General features: G+C 69.9%; 15 protein-coding genes and 1 tRNA gene. 8 read left to right on the forward strand and 8 right to left on the reverse strand.

Annotated features, from left to right (window positions below; genetic code table 11):
* Positions 1–282: 282 nt before the first annotated feature.
* Positions 283–1,131 (reverse strand): NmrA family NAD(P)-binding protein, encoded by an 849-nt coding sequence (locus tag CVV72_RS18625; protein WP_219153560.1) that lies wholly within the window; start codon positions 1,129–1,131, stop codon positions 283–285.
* Positions 1,132–1,368: 237 nt separating this feature from the next.
* Here CVV72_RS18625 and CVV72_RS18630 point away from each other — a divergent pair, with 237 nt between their 5' ends.
* Positions 1,369–4,065 (forward strand): AAA family ATPase, encoded by a 2,697-nt coding sequence (locus CVV72_RS18630; RefSeq protein ID WP_219153561.1) that lies wholly within the window; start codon positions 1,369–1,371, stop codon positions 4,063–4,065.
* Positions 4,066–4,114: 49 nt separating this feature from the next.
* On the opposite strand, the gene CVV72_RS18635 is transcribed toward CVV72_RS18630, so the two are convergent.
* Entirely contained in the window at positions 4,115–4,990 is an 876-nt protein-coding gene (locus tag CVV72_RS18635) for a VCBS repeat-containing protein (protein ID WP_219153562.1), read from the reverse strand.
* Positions 4,991–5,228: 238 nt separating this feature from the next.
* Here CVV72_RS18635 and CVV72_RS18640 point away from each other — a divergent pair, with 238 nt between their 5' ends.
* The 4 genes from CVV72_RS18640 to CVV72_RS18655 all read left to right on the forward strand — a co-directional run bounded on the left by CVV72_RS18640 (position 5,229) and on the right by CVV72_RS18655 (position 7,832).
* On the forward strand, positions 5,229–5,741 hold the full coding sequence (locus CVV72_RS18640; protein WP_255632736.1) for a helix-turn-helix domain-containing protein: 513 nt from the start codon (positions 5,229–5,231) through the stop codon (positions 5,739–5,741).
* A 407-nt stretch (positions 5,742–6,148) separates the two neighbouring features.
* A complete protein-coding gene (locus CVV72_RS18645; RefSeq protein ID WP_219153564.1) occupies positions 6,149–6,577 on the forward strand; it encodes a DUF1579 domain-containing protein in 429 nt (142 codons plus the stop codon).
* Positions 6,578–6,622: 45 nt separating this feature from the next.
* Positions 6,623–7,207 (forward strand): dihydrofolate reductase family protein, encoded by a 585-nt coding sequence (locus CVV72_RS18650; protein ID WP_219153565.1) that lies wholly within the window; start codon positions 6,623–6,625, stop codon positions 7,205–7,207.
* A gap of 139 nt (positions 7,208–7,346) precedes the next feature.
* The gene (locus tag CVV72_RS18655) at positions 7,347–7,832 is read left to right on the forward strand and encodes a hypothetical protein (RefSeq protein ID WP_219153566.1); all 486 of its coding nucleotides are present in this window, start codon (positions 7,347–7,349) and stop codon (positions 7,830–7,832) included.
* Between the two features lie 109 nt (positions 7,833–7,941).
* On the opposite strand, the gene CVV72_RS18660 is transcribed toward CVV72_RS18655, so the two are convergent.
* A tRNA-Asn gene (locus CVV72_RS18660) sits at positions 7,942–8,014 on the reverse strand.
* 163 nt (positions 8,015–8,177) lie between these two features.
* Between CVV72_RS18660 and CVV72_RS18665 the strand changes: the two genes are divergently transcribed.
* Positions 8,178–8,357, forward strand: coding sequence for a hypothetical protein (locus tag CVV72_RS18665; protein WP_034316429.1), 180 nt, complete (start codon positions 8,178–8,180; stop codon positions 8,355–8,357).
* A gap of 55 nt (positions 8,358–8,412) precedes the next feature.
* Here the strand turns inward: CVV72_RS18665 and CVV72_RS18670 are convergent, their stop codons facing one another.
* From CVV72_RS18670 to dnaG, 3 genes are read right to left on the reverse strand one after another with little or no spacing between them, the layout of a single operon-like run.
* A complete protein-coding gene (locus CVV72_RS18670; protein WP_219153567.1) occupies positions 8,413–9,177 on the reverse strand; it encodes a trans-aconitate 2-methyltransferase in 765 nt (254 codons plus the stop codon).
* Positions 9,178–9,210: 33 nt separating this feature from the next.
* A complete protein-coding gene (locus CVV72_RS18675; RefSeq protein ID WP_219153568.1) occupies positions 9,211–9,723 on the reverse strand; it encodes a hypothetical protein in 513 nt (170 codons plus the stop codon).
* Positions 9,724–9,725: 2 nt separating this feature from the next.
* A complete protein-coding gene (gene dnaG / locus CVV72_RS18680) occupies positions 9,726–11,633 on the reverse strand; it encodes a DNA primase (RefSeq protein ID WP_199745451.1) in 1,908 nt (635 codons plus the stop codon).
* Positions 11,634–11,678: 45 nt separating this feature from the next.
* Between dnaG and CVV72_RS18685 the strand changes: the two genes are divergently transcribed.
* A complete protein-coding gene (locus CVV72_RS18685; RefSeq protein WP_219153569.1) occupies positions 11,679–12,617 on the forward strand; it encodes a sigma-70 family RNA polymerase sigma factor in 939 nt (312 codons plus the stop codon).
* A gap of 5 nt (positions 12,618–12,622) precedes the next feature.
* On the opposite strand, the gene CVV72_RS18690 is transcribed toward CVV72_RS18685, so the two are convergent.
* The gene (locus tag CVV72_RS18690; RefSeq protein WP_219153570.1) at positions 12,623–13,189 is read right to left on the reverse strand and encodes a carboxymuconolactone decarboxylase family protein; all 567 of its coding nucleotides are present in this window, start codon (positions 13,187–13,189) and stop codon (positions 12,623–12,625) included.
* A 184-nt stretch (positions 13,190–13,373) separates the two neighbouring features.
* Here CVV72_RS18690 and CVV72_RS18695 point away from each other — a divergent pair, with 184 nt between their 5' ends.
* The gene (locus CVV72_RS18695) at positions 13,374–14,609 is read left to right on the forward strand and encodes an aldehyde dehydrogenase family protein (RefSeq protein ID WP_219153571.1); all 1,236 of its coding nucleotides are present in this window, start codon (positions 13,374–13,376) and stop codon (positions 14,607–14,609) included.
* Here CVV72_RS18695 and CVV72_RS18700 read toward each other — a convergent pair.
* On the reverse strand, positions 14,599–16,416 hold the full coding sequence (locus CVV72_RS18700; RefSeq protein ID WP_219153572.1) for a glycosyl transferase: 1,818 nt from the start codon (positions 16,414–16,416) through the stop codon (positions 14,599–14,601). The two genes, CVV72_RS18695 and CVV72_RS18700, sit on opposite strands and share 11 nt — an antisense overlap.
* Between the last annotated feature and the right edge of the window lie 6 nt (positions 16,417–16,422).

Raw genomic sequence — 16,422 nt, forward strand, 5'->3', positions numbered from 1 at the left:
CTGAAGGGTGATATGACCACCATGCCGCGAACACGTTCAGCCACCTCTCGCAATTAGTCACCTAATTGCGAAGAGAACCCCCGGAAGCGGTAATCGGCCGCCCATGCCTGCCAGGTGCGACACTGCCGCTGTACCTCTTGAGTTCGCCGACCAGTCCGGCCACATCGGGCAGGTTCTCGAACCGGCGCCGCCCCCATCCGCGCGACCCCACGGCCTTTCCTCCTCGAAAACGTCCGCCATGAGCGCGAACCGGATGCAGTGCTGGATCATCGGTTTTCCGCTTCACGCGGACAGGAAATCGGCGGCGTGGTCGCGGGCGAAGTCGGTGACGTCGCGCGCCGGTTTTCCGGTCAGGTCGGCGACGGCCGTGTGCACTTCGGCGGCTTCGCCTCTGGCGTAGTGCGCGTAGTCCTCGATGAGGCCGTCGATCTGCCACGGCGGGAGCAAACCGTTCAGCGCCGCGGCGAACCGATCGGCGGAGGTGTCATGGAAGACGACGTTCCGCCCTGTGGCGGTCGAGAGCGCCTGGGCGATCTGGCCGTGGGTCACCGCACGCGGTCCGGTCAGCGTGTAGATCCGGCCGGCGTGCCCCGTGCCGGCCAGCACGGCCGCGGCGGCGTCCGCGATGTCCCTGGTATCTATGGCGCTGACGGCGGCGTCGCCGATGGGTGCGGCGAAGAAGCCCTGCGCGATGGTGCCGGCGAAGGCGAGCAGCGCCTGCAAGTAGAGATTGGGACGCAGCACGGTGTACTCGATCCCGAGCGAGCGGACGTGCGCCTCCACTTCGGCGTGCCAGCGCAGGAACCGCACCGGCGAGTCGGCGTGCGCCGCGTACTGCGAGAGCAGCACGAGCCGGTTCACGCCCGCGTCCCGGGCGAGGTCGGCGAACCGGATCTGGAGCGAGGCGGCGTCGGGTGCGGAAGGGCTGTTGAGGAAGGCCGTGTCGACGCCTTTCAGTGCCGCACCGACCGCTTCCGGGTCACGCAGGTCGGCGACGACGGTCTCGGCGCCGGGAATGGAAAGCTCGGGGTCCCGGGTCATCGCGCGGACGGCGACGCCGCGGGATCGCAGAGCGGGGATCAGAGCGGCTCCGATGGTTCCGGTAGCGCCGGTCACCAATACAGTGTCCATTGTGGAGTGTCCTTTCTCGACCGAGTTCAGTCACGGGTTTCGACCGCACCGTCCGCGCCGTCGCGGACCGCCATCCACGACCACCGTGAGTTCGGTGGCGGTGAGCGTCAGGCCGAGCATCGCCACCCCGCGGACATCCGGTTCGTCGCTCGTACTGTCATGCCGCCACGATCGCGCGGGCGGCCGTCCGTTCGCGTCGGCGACAATCACCTATTCCGCCTCGCTAGGGTTCGGACCATGCCCCCGACGTCCCCCCGTCCGCTCATCGGCAGACGAGCCGAGATCGATCGCCTCCTCGCGCTGGTCCACGCGGCGGGCCGAGGCGAGGGCGGGGTGCTGGTCCTCCGTGGCGAGCCGGGTATCGGCAAGAGCGCGCTGCTGGACCACGTCGAACGAGCGACGGCCGAGGAGTTCCAGCTCATCCGCGCGTCCGGGTCGGAATTCGAGGGTGAACTGCCGTTCGCGGCTCTGCACCAGCTGTGCGTCCCGGCGCTGGCGCACCTCGACACGCTGTCGGCTCCCTACCGCGAATCCCTCCTGGTCGCCTTCGGGCTGGCCGACGGCGCGCCGGACCCGTTCCGGGTGGGTCTCGCCGCGCTCGAACTCCTGGCGACCGCCGCGGGGACGCGTCCGATGCTGTGCGTGGTCGACGACGCGCACTGGCTGGACACCGCGTCGGCGAGGGCGTTGGTGTTCCTGGCGAGGCGGATCGCGGCCGAACCCATCGCGATGGTGTTCGCCGCGCGTGACCAGGATCCGGTTCGCGGGCTGGACGACCTGCCGGGACTGACGGTCGGCGGTTTGAGCGACACGCACGCGCGTGCCCTGCTGGCCGGGGAAAAGACCGTGACGCTGGACGAGCGTGTGCGCGATCGCCTGCTCGCGGAGGCGCGCGGCAACCCGCTCGCGCTCATCGAACTGCCGAAGGCGGGCGGTTTCGCACCGCCGGCGCCGTCACCGATCGCGAGCCGGATCGAGCGGAGTTTCCGGACCAGGATGGCGGAACTGCCCGTGGACGCGCGGCGGCTGCTGACCCTCGCGAGCGCCGATCCCACCGGCGATCCCAGTCTGCTGTGGGCGGCCGCGCGGCGGCTGGACATCGACGTGCCCGCCGCGAGCGCCGCGGCCGAGGCCTCCGGGCTGATCCGGTTCGACACGCGGGCGCGCTTCTGCCATCCGCTGGCGCGCTCCGCCGCGTACCGCGCGGCCGAACCGGAGCAGCGCCACACGGCACATCGAGCACTGGCCGAAGTCACCGACCCGGGAACCGCCGGAGACCGCCGGGCCTGGCACCGGGCCCAGGCCACCTCCGGGCCGGACGAACAGGTCGCGGCGGAACTGGAATTGTCGGCTTCGCGCGCGCAGGCACGCGGAGGTGTGGCGGCCGCCGCTGCGTTCCTCGAACGCGCGGCGGCGCTTTCGCTCGATCCTGCGAAACAGACCGAGCGGACCCTCGCGGCCGCGCGGGCCACGCTGGAAGCGGGCGCGACGGACGCGGCCGCGGAGCTGCTGGCCAGCGTCGACACCGAGACCTTGGGCGTCTCCCAGCACGCCTCGGTCGACCTGCTGCGCGGGCGGATCGCCTTCGTCCAAGGCACGGAGGGGGCCGTTCGCGGGCCGGAGCTCATCCTGCGCGCGGCGGAGCGGCTCGCCGCCGTCGATCCGGAGCGGTCACGCGAGTCCTTCGTCGCGGCGCTGGAAATGGGGCTCGTGGTCGGCCGGGCCGCGGGAGTGCTGGACCGGGTTCTCGACGCGGCCCGCTCGGCGCCGCCGACGTCAGGACCGCCGGATCTCCTCGACGCGCTGGTGCGGCTGACCACCGAAGGACACCATGCCGGTGTGCCCGCGCTTCGCCGCGTTCTCACCGGCGACGATGCCGGCTGGACCAGGACGCCGGCCCTGGCCACCGTGCTCGCGGGCGAGCTGTGGGACATCGACCTGCACGCGACGATCGTCGACTGGCTGGTGCGGACCGGCCGGGACACGGGATCGCCGATGACCATCCGGCTCGGCCTGTCCCAGGTGGCGCTGCACGCGGTGCTCACCGGGAACTTCGGGCGGGCGATGGCCGCGATCGCGGAGGAAGAGGCGATCGCGGACGCCGTCGGTGATCCGCCGCAGCTGTACCCGCGCGTGCACTTGGCGGCGATGCGCGGGCGCCGCCGGGAGGTGCTCGACCTGTTCGCCGAAGCGACGACTCGCGGCAACGGGCAGCTGACCGCGAACGCCCACTGGGCGACGGCCGTGCTGTACAACGGACTCGCGGAATACCCGGCAGCGCTGGACGCGGCGACCCAGGCCGTGGCGAGCGGCGACCTCTTCCTCGCCGGCATCGCGCTGCCCGAACTCGTCGAAGCCGCGGTGCGGTGCGGGCAGGATTCCGTCGCCCGGTCGGCGCTGGACTCCTTGACCGCCCGCGCGGAACCCGCGGGGACCACCTTCGCCCTCGGTATCGCGGCGAGCGCGCGGGCCATGGTCAGCGACACGGAGCCCGACCACCTGGAGGCACTCCGGTATCTGGCGGACGGCCCGCTCTCGGTGCATCTCGCGCGGGCGCGGCTGCGGTACGGCGAATGGTTGCGCCGCGCGGGCCGCCGCCGCGAGGCGCGCGACCACCTGCGCGCCGCGCACGACCAGCTGTCGGAGATCGGGCTGGAGGCGTTCACCCGGCGGGCCGCCGACGAGCTGCGCGCGACCGGGGAGGTCGCGCGCAGCCGCTCCGGGCGTTCCCACGACCACCTGACCATGCAGGAGACGCATATCGCGCGCCAGGTCGCGGCAGGCGCGACCTCGAAGGAAGTGGCCACCCGCCTGTTCCTCAGTCCCCGCACGGTGGACGCCCACCTCCGCAACATCTTCCGCAAGCTCGGCATCACTTCGCGCAGGCAATTGAGGGACATACCCGATCTCCGCGACACGGAACCTGGTTCATGATCGAACCTCCGTCTTCCGCGGACGGAAGACGGAGGTTCCCGTTCACGGCTCAGACCGGGATGTCGCCCGGTGTCCCCCACTGGGTGGTGAACAGGCCAAGGCCGTACCAGGTCCCGTTCGACGGCCGCCACACCACGAAGTCCGCCCGCGGGTCGCCACCGAAATTGCCTGCCATGGGCACGTCACCGGCGACCCCCCATTGCTGGGTCGCGATACCGAGCACGTACCAGACACCGTTACCGGGCCGCCACACGGCGAAATCGGCGCGGCCGTCCGCATTGAAATCGCCGGCCACCGGAATATCGCCCGCGACACCCCATTGCTGGGTCGCGATTCCCCGCACGTACCAGACGCCGTCGCTCGGGCGCCAAACGGTGAAGTCGGCGCGCCCGTCGGCGTTGAAATCGCCGGAGACCGGAACGTCACCGGCGACCCCCCATTGCACCGTGGCGATACCGAGCACGTACCAGGTGCCATTACTCGGCCGCCACACCGTGAAATCGGAGCGGCCGTCACCATTGAAATCGCCGGTCAGGGGAACGTCCCCGGACACGCCCCACTGCTGGGTCACCACCGTGCCGGTGCTGCTCTGGATGATGTACCAAATTCCGTTGCTCGGCCGCCACACGGCGAAGTCGGCCCGATGGTCGCCGTCGTAGTCCGCGGCCACCGGCACGTCGCCCGAGACACCCCACTGCTGGGTCACGACACTGCCGTTGCTGCTGCGGATCACGTACCAGACACCGTTACCTGGACGCCAAACCGCCTTGTCGGCGAACCCGTCGCCGTCGAAATCCGCGGCGGTCTTCTGAGACGATGGCGAGGCGGCGACACCGATATCGTCCGCGCCCGCGGCCGGTGGCATTACGAGCAGACCCGCGAGCAGACCCGCCAATGCCACACCCAGCCGAATGGATCTTCGCATTTTGCCGGAACCTCTTTCCGTTCGGTGGACGTACTCTTCCCAGTCCGCGCTTTATGACCGAAGATACGAACCGGGGTGGTTCCAGCCTGACACCGACGGCATGGCCTTGTCAGCAAGGATTCCGCCCAACGGACCGCGCGAGGGGATTTCAGTGGAGACCAAGAGAAGAGCAAGAAGCGTCCTCGAAGGCGCCTTCACCCTATTGGATGCCTTGGTACGACATCAAGGTGAAGCGGGATTGACCCAGCTGGCCAATTCCTGTTCGCTGCCGAAATCGACGGCATACCGATTACTCGAGCAATTGACCGCACTGGAGGTTGTCCAGCGCAGCGAAAACCGCTATCGCGTCGGCGCGCAGGCATTCCGGCTCGGCCAATCGTGGCAGCCTTATCCGCGGCTGCTGGAACTCGCGCGTGGCGAACTCCGGCGCCTGGCCGCGGCCACCCGGGCCAGTTCGGTGCTCGCCGTCCCCTGCGACGGCCGGATCCTGATCGCCGCCGCCAGCCTCACCCGGGCGGAGGACGGCGTCCTTCTCCGGCCCGGTTCGACGGTGCCCCAGCGCACCGGCCGCTTCTGCCCCCTGTGGCAAGCGGAACACGAACTCGTCGCCGTCGAAGCGTCCGTCAGGCTGCCGACCGGCCGGACGGTCGGCTCGATCGCGACCGTGCTCACGCTGCCACAGTCCTCCGTCACGATGTCCGACACCGTCGCCCGCGCCGCCCGCACGCTCGGCGCCGCGCTGGCGGACTGAGCGACGTGTGCGGTCTCGCACTACGGTCCCCTCGTGACTCCGGTCATCGACGGCGAATCCCTTTCCCCCATGGGAAATCTCGACCGAGAGCGCTTGGGCGTCGCCGCGCGGCCGACCCTCCCCCGGTCCGTTCCGGGGATGGCACCGGCCACATCGGACGGAAGCGACAGCCGCAGCGGTACGTCGAGCTCGACGGTCAGGTGGCGAACTCGGCGGGCGAGCTCCTGGGCAGACCGATCGCCGCGATGGGCGGCACGGCCAGCAGCAGCCCGGCCACGTCGGGTCGTGCCGATTCCGGGGCCGGGCCATGACTCCTCCTCGGTGAATTTCCACCGCCACCGCGCCACGGATCGGCGATCTCCACCCGGCCCCGATATCGTCGAGATCACGTTCAGAAGGAGGAAACCATGGCCGAAACGACCATCGAGCCCAGCCCCGAACTCCGGGCACTCGACCGGCTGGTCGGCACCTGGAAGGTGACCGGCGGAGCCGAAGGCACCGTGCGGTACGAATGGATGACGGGCGGATTCTTCCTGCTGCAGCACGTCGAACTCAGCCAGTTCGAAGAGCGGATCACCGGATTGGAGGTCATCGGCAACCTGCGCCCGTTCGGCGAACCCCCCGGCGAGGACGTGGTCTCCCGGTTCTACGACTCGGCCGGGAACACCCTCGACTACGCCTACGAACTCACCGGCGACACCTTGACCATCTGGGCCGGAGAGAAGGGCAGCCCCGCCTATTTCCGGGGCACCTTCGACGCCGAGGGCACCACCATGACCGGAGACTGGGTTTACCCGGACGGAGGCGGCTACACCTCCACCATGACCCGGATCTGATCCGCGCGCCGTACGGGTGAGATCGGTGCACAGGAGGATGACGCCATGCGGAAACTGGCCTTCGGCATGAATGTGACGCTCGACGGCTACATCGCCGCGCCCGGCGACGACCTCGGCTGGAGTGGGGGTGACGGACCGGATTCGTCGCCGAGCGACGAGCTGTTCGGGTGGTGGTCCGACCGGGTGGCCGCGACGGGCCTGGCGCTGTATGGGCGCAAGCTGTGGGAGGCGATGAGTTCCCACTGGCCGACCGCCGACCAGCGACCCGGCGCCACCCCCGCCGAGATCGAGTACGCCCGCCGCTGGCGGGCCATGCCGAAGGTGGTGTTCTCGTCGACGACCGGCACGGTCGAAGGGAACACCCGTCTGGTGACCGGCGACGCGGTCACCGAGATCACCCGGCTCAAGGCCGAGGACGGCGGCCCGATGGACATCGGCGGCGCGACGCTCGCCGGGGCGGCCATGCGGGCGGGGCTGATCGACGAGTACGTGCTGGTCACCGTGCCGGTCCTGGTGGGCGGCGGTACGCCGTTCTTCACCGTGCTGGACGGCTGGGTGCGGCTGAATCTCGTCGAGACGCGGACGTTTCCCGGCGGCGTCGTGCTGACCCGATACGAGACGAAGCGCTGAGTGGTCACAGCCAGTCCGGCTTCGGGCGGGACGCCACACTTCATGAGACGACACGCGGGCCCAGACGGGCGCATGCTGAGCGCCGACCAACCGACGTCGAAGGAGCGCCATGTCTCGTTGGAGCAGGAAAGTCGCATCCGTGCTGGTTTCGGTGGTGGCAGCCGTGGGATTGACGACCATCGCGGCGGCGCCCGCGGCAGCCGACACGGTCACTGCCAGGTACTACGCCTCCTTGGGAACCGGGGGCCTGTGGTACATCGATCCGCAGTTGACCGTTACTGCCCCGGCCACGGCGAATGTCGGCGCGACCGAGTCGATCGAGGCGAGCTTCAGCATGCTGTGGCCGTCCCGGTTCGCCGAGGTGCCTGCCAACCAGTTCGACAACGCCTGGATGTCGCTCCAGCTGGAAGGTGCCGCAAGCGGGACGTTGTCCGTCCGGAAGATGACGCATCCCAGGCTGGTGCCAGGTGAGTGGGTGACCTTTTCCGGAAGCGCCGGGTATCCGTACGGCAACGCGGGAACGGTGACCTACCGGCCAGCCTGTTTCTCGCCGAACTCGAGCATCGTCTTTTGCCCGGTCAGCGGCCGAAGCGTGCCGATCGCGGACACCACACAGGTTTCCTAGCAGCCGTTCACTCGCTGGTCGACCCGCGAACTCGCCGCGTGAAGGTGCGGAGTCCGGACACGAAAAAGCCCAGGCCGCGTGGCCTGGGCTTTTTTGAAGGAACTCTGTGCTCCCCCGCTTGGACTCGAACCAAGAACCCTCCGGTTAACAGCCGAATGCTCTGCCAGTTGAGCTACAGGGGATTGTGCTCCGTACCGGCCGGATCGCTCCGACCGATGAGAGAACTTTAGCCCATGCCCCTCGGCGGCCGCACACCCACCCCCCACTTCGGGGATCACCTCGTCAAGCTCGCGTTTTGAGGGACAATGACAGCTGGAGCAAGATCGAACGGAGGCGTGGACTCGGATGAAGATGTTCCTGCTGGGCGCGGCCGCGGGCTACGTGCTGGGCGCGAAGGCCGGCCGGGGGCGGTACGAGCAGATCGTGCGGACCTACCGCAAGATCGCTGACCACCCCATGGTGCAGGGCGCCGCCGGGGTCGCTCGCGCCAAGGTCGGTGAGCGGTTCGGGCGGTCTCAGCGCTGACCGTGCCCGAGACGAACCCAACAAGGGGCCCTTCGCCGGCGGCGGAGGGCCCTTTTCACGGCACGACGGCGACCACGAAGACGCGCCGGAACTCGAACCAGGTGGTCCCGTCGGGGCGCGGCGGGTAGGCCTCGTCCAGTTTCCGGGCGATCTGAACACGGAAGTGGTCCCAGTCCTCCCCAGGCAAGGCGTCCTTGACCGGCCGCAGCGAGGTGCCGGTGATCCATTCGAGCACGGCGTCTTCCCCGGTCAGCCGCTGCAGATACGTCGTCTCCCAGGCGTCGACGGCGCAGCCCGCGTCGGCCAGCAGGTTGCCGTAGCCGAGCGGGCTGTCGACGGCCTCGTTCTCCCGCAGGACGACGTCGGCGAGGCGCGGGGCCCACTCCTCGGTGCACGCGAGGGCGCGGACCAGGGCGTGCGACGGGGCATCGAAGTTACCGGGGACCTGGAACGCGAGCGTCGCCCCGGACGGCAGGAGGCCTGCCCAGCGACGGAGCAGGTCGCGGTGCCGCGGGACCCACTGGAGCACGGCGTTCGAGATGACCACGTCGGTGTCCGGTTCGGGCACCCAGTCGTCGACGTCGAGCACTCGCGCGTCGACGCCGCGTGAGCGGGCGGCTTCGACCATTTCGGGTGAGCTGTCGCTCGCTTCGATGATCGCGCCGGGCCAGCGTTCCGCCAGGCCGGCGGTCAGGTTTCCGGGTCCGCAGCCGAGGTCGGCGACCCGGCGAGGCTTGGCGGCGGGGATCCGCGCCACGAGGTCGTGGAACGGCCTGGCCCGCAGGTCGGCGTAGTCGAGGTACTTGACCGGATCCCACATGGCGCCTCCCAGCGATACAGTACGAGCGTACTGCTAGCTGCCGTGCTTCGCCAGCTTCCTGGCCGCCTCCTCGGCGATCGCCTTGACGACGTCGTCGTCGGTGCCCGGATCGGGCCGCACCTGCAAGACCGTGCCGTCCTGACCGGGGACCTTGCGCTCGACGAACCACGCTCCCCCGGTTTCGAGGTCCTTGCGGTGCCGTCCCCGGACCGAGCCGTCGACCCGCTGCCGCACCAGGATCGGGACCTTGCCGGGCCTCGGCAGCCTGAACCGGACCGGGGACTTGTCGGCCAGCAGCACGGCGTTCCCCGCCGTCCCGGTCTCCTCGGATTCGGTCAGGGTCAGCACCCCGTCGGACCACGCGGCCTTGCCGACCAGATGCCAGCCGACCCGGCGCGGCCCCGGGATCCACAGTCCCAGCGCCGTGACCAGCAGGTATCCGCCGCCCTCGACCGCCGCGCCGCCGACGACGTGTTCGCCGTCGTCGAGCGATCCGTCGAAATCCGCCGGGACACGGTCACCCAGCAGGTGACGCAGCCAGCCCATGCTCAGTCCAATCCGCCGATGGCCTGTTCCTTAAGCGCCTTCCGGTACTGCTCGAGCGCGACGAGGTCGCCGAACAGGGCGCGGTAGTCGTCCGGCGCCTCGACCGGGGAAAGCCGCTGGAGCTTCGACTTGATCTCGTTGATCTGGCGGCCGACGAGGCTCTCCTGCACCGCCGCGAGTTGCGCGGAGATGTAACGCGAGTCGACCTCACCCTTGGCGCGCAACGGTTCCACCGAAAGCTCGCTGAGCACTCGCCGCACCGTTCCCTGCGGGCAGTGCGGGGCGGCGGCGTCGAGCAGGGCGGGGCCGGTCAGCCCGGAACCCGCTCCCCCGGCGGCCAGCAACGCCTTGTGGATGGTGACGTAAACCGGGTGGGTGAACGCGTCCTCGGGGAGCGCGTCGTACTCCGCCCCGGCGAGCATCGGCTGCTGCAGCGCCGCCTTGAGCGCTTCACGCTGCGCGATGAACCGCGGGTCGCCGGGCGCGGGCCTGGGCAGGTCCTCCTCGGCCGCGGCCGCCGCCGAAGAGGGAGCGGGCCGCCGGACCTCGACGGTGGCGGAGCGTTTCGCCGCGGCCCCCGCACTGCCGCGCACCCGGTTCACCACCTGCGCCGCGTCCTGCCAGCCGACCCACCACGCGAGTTTCGACGCGTAGCCGTCGCGGCTGGCGCGGTCCCTGATCCCCGCGACCATCGGGACGGTCTTCTGCAACGCCGCCACCTGACCGTCGACCGAGTCGAGGTCGAACGCCTTGAGCATGCTCTTGATCGCGAATTCGAACAGCGGGATCCGCCGCGCGACCAGGTCGCGCACCGCGGCGTCGCCCTTGGCGAGCCGCAGTTCGCAGGGGTCCATTCCATCGGGGGCGACCGCGATGTAGGTCTGCCCGGCGAAGGTCTGGTCGCCCTCGAACGCTTTCAGCGCCGCCTTCTGGCCCGCTTCGTCGCCGTCGAAGGTGAAGATCACTTCGCCGCGGAAGGCGTCGTCGTCCATCATCAGCCGCCGGAGGACCTTCATGTGGTCCTCGCCGAACGCAGTCCCCGACGACGCGACGGCCGTCGGGACCCCGGCGGCGTGCATCGCCATCACGTCGGTGTAGCCCTCGACGACGACGACCTGGTGCCGCTTCGCGATCTCCCGTTTGGCCAGATCGAGGCCGAACATCACCTGCGACTTCTTGTAGATCGGCGATTCCGCCGTGTTCAGGTACTTCGCCGAGACGCGGTCGTCGTCGTACAGGCGCCGCGCGCCGAACCCGACCACCTCGTTGCCGACGTCGCGGATCGGCCAGAGCAGCCGCCGGTTGAACCGGTCCATCGGCCCGCGCTGCCCCTCCTTGGCCAGCCCGGCCGTGAGCAGTTCCTTGACCTCGAACCCGCGGTTGAGCAGATGCTTCGTGAGCTTGTCCCAGCCCGCCGGCGCGTACCCGCAGCCGAACGTCTGCGCGGCTGCCGCGTCGAAACCCCGCTCGGACAGGAAGTCCCGCGCCGCCCGCGCGTCCGGGGTGAGCAACTGCTCGGCGTAGAACTCCTGCGCCGCGCGGTGCGCCTCGATCAGCCGGGCGCGGGTGCCGCGATCACGCTGGACGCTTCCGCCACCGCCTTCGTAGGTCAGCCGGAACCCCACGCGATCCGCGAGGCGCTCGACGGCTTCCACGAACGAGATCAGGTCCATCTTCTGGATGAACTTGATCACGTCACCGCCTTCGCCACAGCCGAAGCAGTGGAAGGTGCCGTGGGTGGGGCGCACATTGAACGACGGGGTCTTCTCGTTGTGGAACGGGCAAAGCCCTTTCAGGCTGCCGCCGCCGGCGTTGCGGAGGGCCACGTAGTCACCGATGACCTCGTCGATCCGGTTGCGCTCGCGCACCTCCGCGATGTCGCTCTCCCGAATCCGTCCTGCCACGCTCATCACTCTAGTTCCCGCGTCCGGAGCGCTGTGCGGCACACTCGGGGAATGAGCACCGCCCTGGACGAACTCGCCGGGAATTTCGCCGCGCTGCGCCCCCAGCTGGTATCGGTCGCCTACCGGCTGACCGGCACGCTGTCCGACGCCGAGGACGCGGTCCAAGAGTCGTGGCTGCGCCTGAGCGGCCTGGACGAACAGCGCCGCTCGGCCATCGAAGACCACAAGGGCTGGCTGACCACCGTCGTCAGCCGTATCTGCCTCGACCGGCTGCGGTCCGCGGTGGTGCGCCGCGAACGGTACGTCGGCGAATGGCTGCCCGAACCCGTCCTCGGCCCGCTGGGCACGCCGTCGTCGGAAGACCCGCTGACCGTCGCCGTCCGCGACGACGGGATGCGCATGGCGGCGATGGTGGTCCTCGACCGGCTGACGCCGGAACAACGCGTCGCGTTCGTCCTGCACGACGCGTTTTCGGTGCCGTTCGGGGAGATCGCCGACATCCTGGGCTGCACGCCGGAAGCCGCGCGCCAGCACGGTTCCCGCGGCCGCCGCGCGGTCGCCGACGCCGACCCGCCGCCCCGGACGGCGCTCGCCGAGCAGCAGCGGATCATCGAGAAGTTCCTGACCGCGATGCTCACCGGCGACATCCAGGCGGTGGCCGAGGTCCTGCATCCCGACGTCGTCCTCGTCGGCGACGGCGGCGGCAAGGCGCGCACGGCGATCCACACGGTCGCCGGGTTCGACAAGGTCACCCGGCTGTTCCAGGGCCTCATGCGGATGTACGACCCCGCGGGCATGGAGCAGGCGAGGCTCGCGCTGGTCAACGGCGACCTCGGGGTCTACCTGCCGCCTCAGCCCGGTTCGGACCGGTACCGGGCGCTCGACGAGCACGTCGACGCGTTCGTCATCCGCGACGGGAAGATCGTCGCGATCTACGACATGGCGAACCCGGACAAGCTCACCACCGCCCGGGCCCGCGTCGGCGTCTGACCGCGTCAGGGAAGCGGGATCTTGCAGGCGTCGCCCGAGGTGAAGCCCTGCGCGGTGATGTCGAGCGCGCTGTTCATCCGGGCACGCATGTTCTCGAGGCCGATTTGGTACGTCAGCTCGATGACGCCCTTGCGGCCGAACTCGCGTTCCAGCTCGGCGACCTGGTCGTCGGTGACGGTAACCGGGCTCGCGGTCATCGCGTCGGCGTACGCGAGCGCGAGCCGTTCCTGGTCGGTGAAGGCGGGCGACTTCGCGTAGTCGTCGATGTTCTTCAGCCGTTCGATGTCGAGGCCCTCGTGCAGTTGCAGCATGGTCCCGAAGTCGATGCACCACGTGCAGCCGAGCTGGGTCGCGACGCGGTACACGGCCAGCTCGCGCACGTTCGGCGGCAGCGTCTTGCTGGCCTTCTCCGCCATCATTTCGTGCATGCCGTTCGCCCGGAGCAGCGCCGGGTGGTGCGCGTAGACGGCCATCGGCTCGGGCACGGCGCCGAAGCGCTTGCCGGCGAACTTGTAGAACAGCTTCAGCAGGAAGCCGGCTTCGGCGGTCTTGACGGCGGGAATACGCGGCATGGTGTCCTCCTCGTGCGGTTGCGATCACCGAATGGACGAGACGGCCCGCGAGGACGTGACAGTGACGCCGGTGACGCCGGTTACTCGCGCCACGCGGCCGGTCGGGCCCACGATTTCGCCTTTTCGCCGGAACCCCCAGTCGATCATCGACGGTAGGCTGACGAGTCGGCCCCGAGGAGGATCGATGCTCGCCGTCGAGGACCCCGCCACCGGACTACGGATCACGGCCGTCCCCGACTGCGGGCCCGCCGAGGTCGACAAGGCGGTCCGCGCCGCCGCCGCGGCATGGCCCGCCTGGCACGTCTCGGATCGGCACGCCGCGCTGACATCGTGCGCGGTCGTCGTCGAGGAGGCCGCTCCCGTGCTGGCCCCCGTGCTCTCCGAAGAGCAGGGAAAACCGCTTCACGAGGCCGAAGCCGAGTTCGCCGAGGCGGCGTCGAGGTTCCGGTACTTCGCGGGGCTGAGGCCGGAACCACGGGCCGACGGCGACGGACCGGTCGCCGCGATCACCCCGTGGAACTTCCCCGTGCAGTCGGCCGTCGCGAAACTCGCGCCGGCGTTCGCCGCCGGGAACACGGTGGTGCTCAAGCCTTCGCCGCGCACCCCGCTCACCACGCTGCACCTCGGCCGGATGCTGGCACAGGTGCTGCCGCCGGGAGTGCTGACCGTGCTCACCGGACGGGATCCCCTCGGCGAGTACCTGCTCGCCCATCCCGGGATCCGGCAGGTCGACTTCACCGGCTCGGCCGACACCGGGAAGCGGATGGCGGCCGCGCCGGAATGGCGGCGGCTGACACTGGAACTGGGCGGCAACGATCCCGCGATCGTCCTCCCCGGCACCGATCCGGCCGCGATCGCGGAACGGCTCTTCTGGAGCGCCTTCGCCAACTGCGGCCAGATCGGTGTGGCGGTCGAGCGGGTCTACGCCGTCGGGCCCGTCCACGACGGCGTCGTCGAGGCCTTGGCGGACGTGGCGGCGCGAGTCGTGGTCGGCGACGGACGGGCCCCCGGGACACAGCTCGGCCCGGTGAACAACCGGCCGCGGTACGACCGCGTCACCGGTCTCACCGACGAGGCGCGGGCGGACGGCGCGCGGATCGTGACCGGCGGGCCACTCGACGGGCCCGGGTACTTCTTCGCCCCGGCGATCGTCGCCGACGCGCACGACGGGATGCGAGTCGTGACCGAGGAACAGTTCGGCCCGGTGCTGCCGGTCGTCCGATGCTCCACGGTGGACGAAGCGGTCGGGCTGGCGAACGCCACGGCCGGCGGCCTGTGCGGTTCGGTGTGGGGCGCGGACGAGGAGTACGCCGCCGCGGTCGCGGCACGGCTCGGTAGCCGGACGGTCCGGGTCAACGCGCACCTGGCGATGCCGGTGGGCTCGCGGTGGTCCGCGAGCCGCGCCGGCCTCAGGGAGTGATCGTCCGGACGTCCCACACCCAGACGCCGTCGACGAACTCGGCGGGCTTCCGCAGCAGCAGGTCCACTGTGGTCCGGAAGGCGTCCTGGTGTTCGCGCGGGATCAGCACGAGCACGTCGGCGTTCCAGTACCGCAGATCCTCCAGCGCCTGCACCCGCTGCGACTCGGTGATCGCCGCCGGCACGCCGGTCTGCTTGATCTGGTCGAAGATGATCGACGTCGGCCGCTGGATGGCGCCGTAGCGGCCGCGTTTGTCGTCCGGGCCGCTCGGCCCGACGAAGTAGCCCTCCGGCATCGAATAGCCGAGGCCCGCGTCGATCTGCCAGTGCAGTGGTTCGGATTCACCGGAGCTCGGCAACGGCACGGGCACCACGGTCCCGCCGGGCGCGACGTAGCTCCGCCAGGTGCCGTCGGCGAGGAACCGCGGTGTCGGCGGCCGGTCCTTCACGATCAGCTGTGTCGGCGCGATCGGCAGCAGGACCGCGACGACGACGCCGATCCACAGCAGCCGCAACGGGAATCGCCGCTCCCCCGGCACTTCGGGGAGATTCGAGGCGACCGCGTGGACGCGTTCGGTCGCCAGTGCCAGCAAGGCGCCGATCAGCGGGATGCAGCCCATCGCGAGCCGCGATTCCAGCAGCGACTCGAACAGCGGCAGTTCGGAGAACAGCTTCCACGGTCCCGGGATCCCGGTTTCCTCGTGCACCACGACGATCTGCACGCCGAGCGAAAGCCAGGCCATCACGAACATCGAGATCGCCAGCGCCCGCGCGAACGCCTCGCGCCACAGCCACACGGTGATGACCACCATCAGCACGATCAACGGCCAGCCGAAGAAGGCGTTCTCCTCGGTGCGGTTCATCGACACGTCCGCGGCGGCCTGCGGCTGCCCGGCGACCGACTGCGTCGCGAACCGGGTGAACGCCGCCGTGTCGTTCCCGACCGGGCCGTGTTCGATCGCCTGATAGCTCTGCGGGCCGAAGAACTGCCACCACAGCGGGAAAGCGCACAGCACGAGCGCCACGAGGACCCCGATGCCGACGCCGATCCCCAGCGGTTTCGCCATCGGCGGGAATTCGCGGTGGTTCGTCGCGAAGTAGGCGATGGCGAAGATCGCGAACGCCATCGCGAAGATCAGCAGCGGTTCTTCGCCGAGGAAGATCTGGTACGCCGCCAGCAGGCCGAGGAAGATCCCGTTGCGGACGGGGCGTTCACCACGGGCGATCTTGAAGACCAGCAGCGCGATGAACGGAAGGACGAACCACGCGACGAAGTTCGGGTGCGCGTTGCCGTGCGAGATCATCGGCGGGGCGAAGCCGACGAACGCGCCGCCGATGGCCGCGCCGACCCGGTGCGTGACCAGATGGCGTGAGAACACCCAGTACCAGGCGGCCGCGGTGCCGGCGAGCCCGCCGGTGAGCGCGATGGCCCAGGTGACCGTCGGGCCGAAGGTGAGCGTGACCGGCGACAGCGGGATGCCGATGCCGAGCATGGCCGTGTTGGCCATCAGGTTCACGCCGAGGGGATGGTTCTGGAAATGCGAGCTGAGCGGGTTCCTCAGGTGCAGCACGTTGTCCGCGGTGACGGAGAAGAACCACTCCCACAGGTTCTGGTCCGACGCGCTGTTCCAGAGATAGCCGTCCTTGAGGTCGAGCCAGAGCCCGTTGTAGAGCAGGAAGGCGAACAGCAGGAAGCCGCCCATGATGGCGGCGTCGGCGGCGGCGAACCGGCGGGGGCTCGCGGGAGTCTTTTCGGCCTCCAACTCCGCCGCAGCCCCAGCCTCAGCCTTAGCCTGGAAAAGACTCACGGACCG

Source organism: Amycolatopsis sp. TNS106 (genome assembly GCF_019330265.1).
GTDB lineage: Bacteria > Actinomycetota > Actinomycetes > Mycobacteriales > Pseudonocardiaceae > Amycolatopsis > Amycolatopsis lurida.

What these genes read in the sequence shown, in the direction of transcription:
- CVV72_RS18625 (WP_219153560.1), bottom strand. Translation starts at nt 1,131, where the DNA reads ATGGACACTGTATTGGTGACCGGCGCTACCGGAACCATCGGAGCCGCT.
- CVV72_RS18630 (WP_219153561.1), top strand. Translation starts at nt 1,369, where the DNA reads ATGCCCCCGACGTCCCCCCGTCCGCTCATCGGCAGACGAGCCGAGATC.
- CVV72_RS18635 (WP_219153562.1), bottom strand. Translation starts at nt 4,990, where the DNA reads ATGCGAAGATCCATTCGGCTGGGTGTGGCATTGGCGGGTCTGCTCGCG.
- CVV72_RS18645 (WP_219153564.1), top strand. Translation starts at nt 6,149, where the DNA reads ATGGCCGAAACGACCATCGAGCCCAGCCCCGAACTCCGGGCACTCGAC.
- CVV72_RS18650 (WP_219153565.1), top strand. Translation starts at nt 6,623, where the DNA reads ATGCGGAAACTGGCCTTCGGCATGAATGTGACGCTCGACGGCTACATC.
- CVV72_RS18665 (WP_034316429.1), top strand. Translation starts at nt 8,178, where the DNA reads ATGAAGATGTTCCTGCTGGGCGCGGCCGCGGGCTACGTGCTGGGCGCG.
- CVV72_RS18670 (WP_219153567.1), bottom strand. Translation starts at nt 9,177, where the DNA reads ATGTGGGATCCGGTCAAGTACCTCGACTACGCCGACCTGCGGGCCAGG.
- CVV72_RS18675 (WP_219153568.1), bottom strand. Translation starts at nt 9,723, where the DNA reads ATGGGCTGGCTGCGTCACCTGCTGGGTGACCGTGTCCCGGCGGATTTC.
- dnaG (WP_199745451.1), bottom strand. Translation starts at nt 11,633, where the DNA reads ATGAGCGTGGCAGGACGGATTCGGGAGAGCGACATCGCGGAGGTGCGC.
- CVV72_RS18685 (WP_219153569.1), top strand. Translation starts at nt 11,679, where the DNA reads ATGAGCACCGCCCTGGACGAACTCGCCGGGAATTTCGCCGCGCTGCGC.
- CVV72_RS18690 (WP_219153570.1), bottom strand. Translation starts at nt 13,189, where the DNA reads ATGCCGCGTATTCCCGCCGTCAAGACCGCCGAAGCCGGCTTCCTGCTG.
- CVV72_RS18695 (WP_219153571.1), top strand. Translation starts at nt 13,374, where the DNA reads ATGCTCGCCGTCGAGGACCCCGCCACCGGACTACGGATCACGGCCGTC.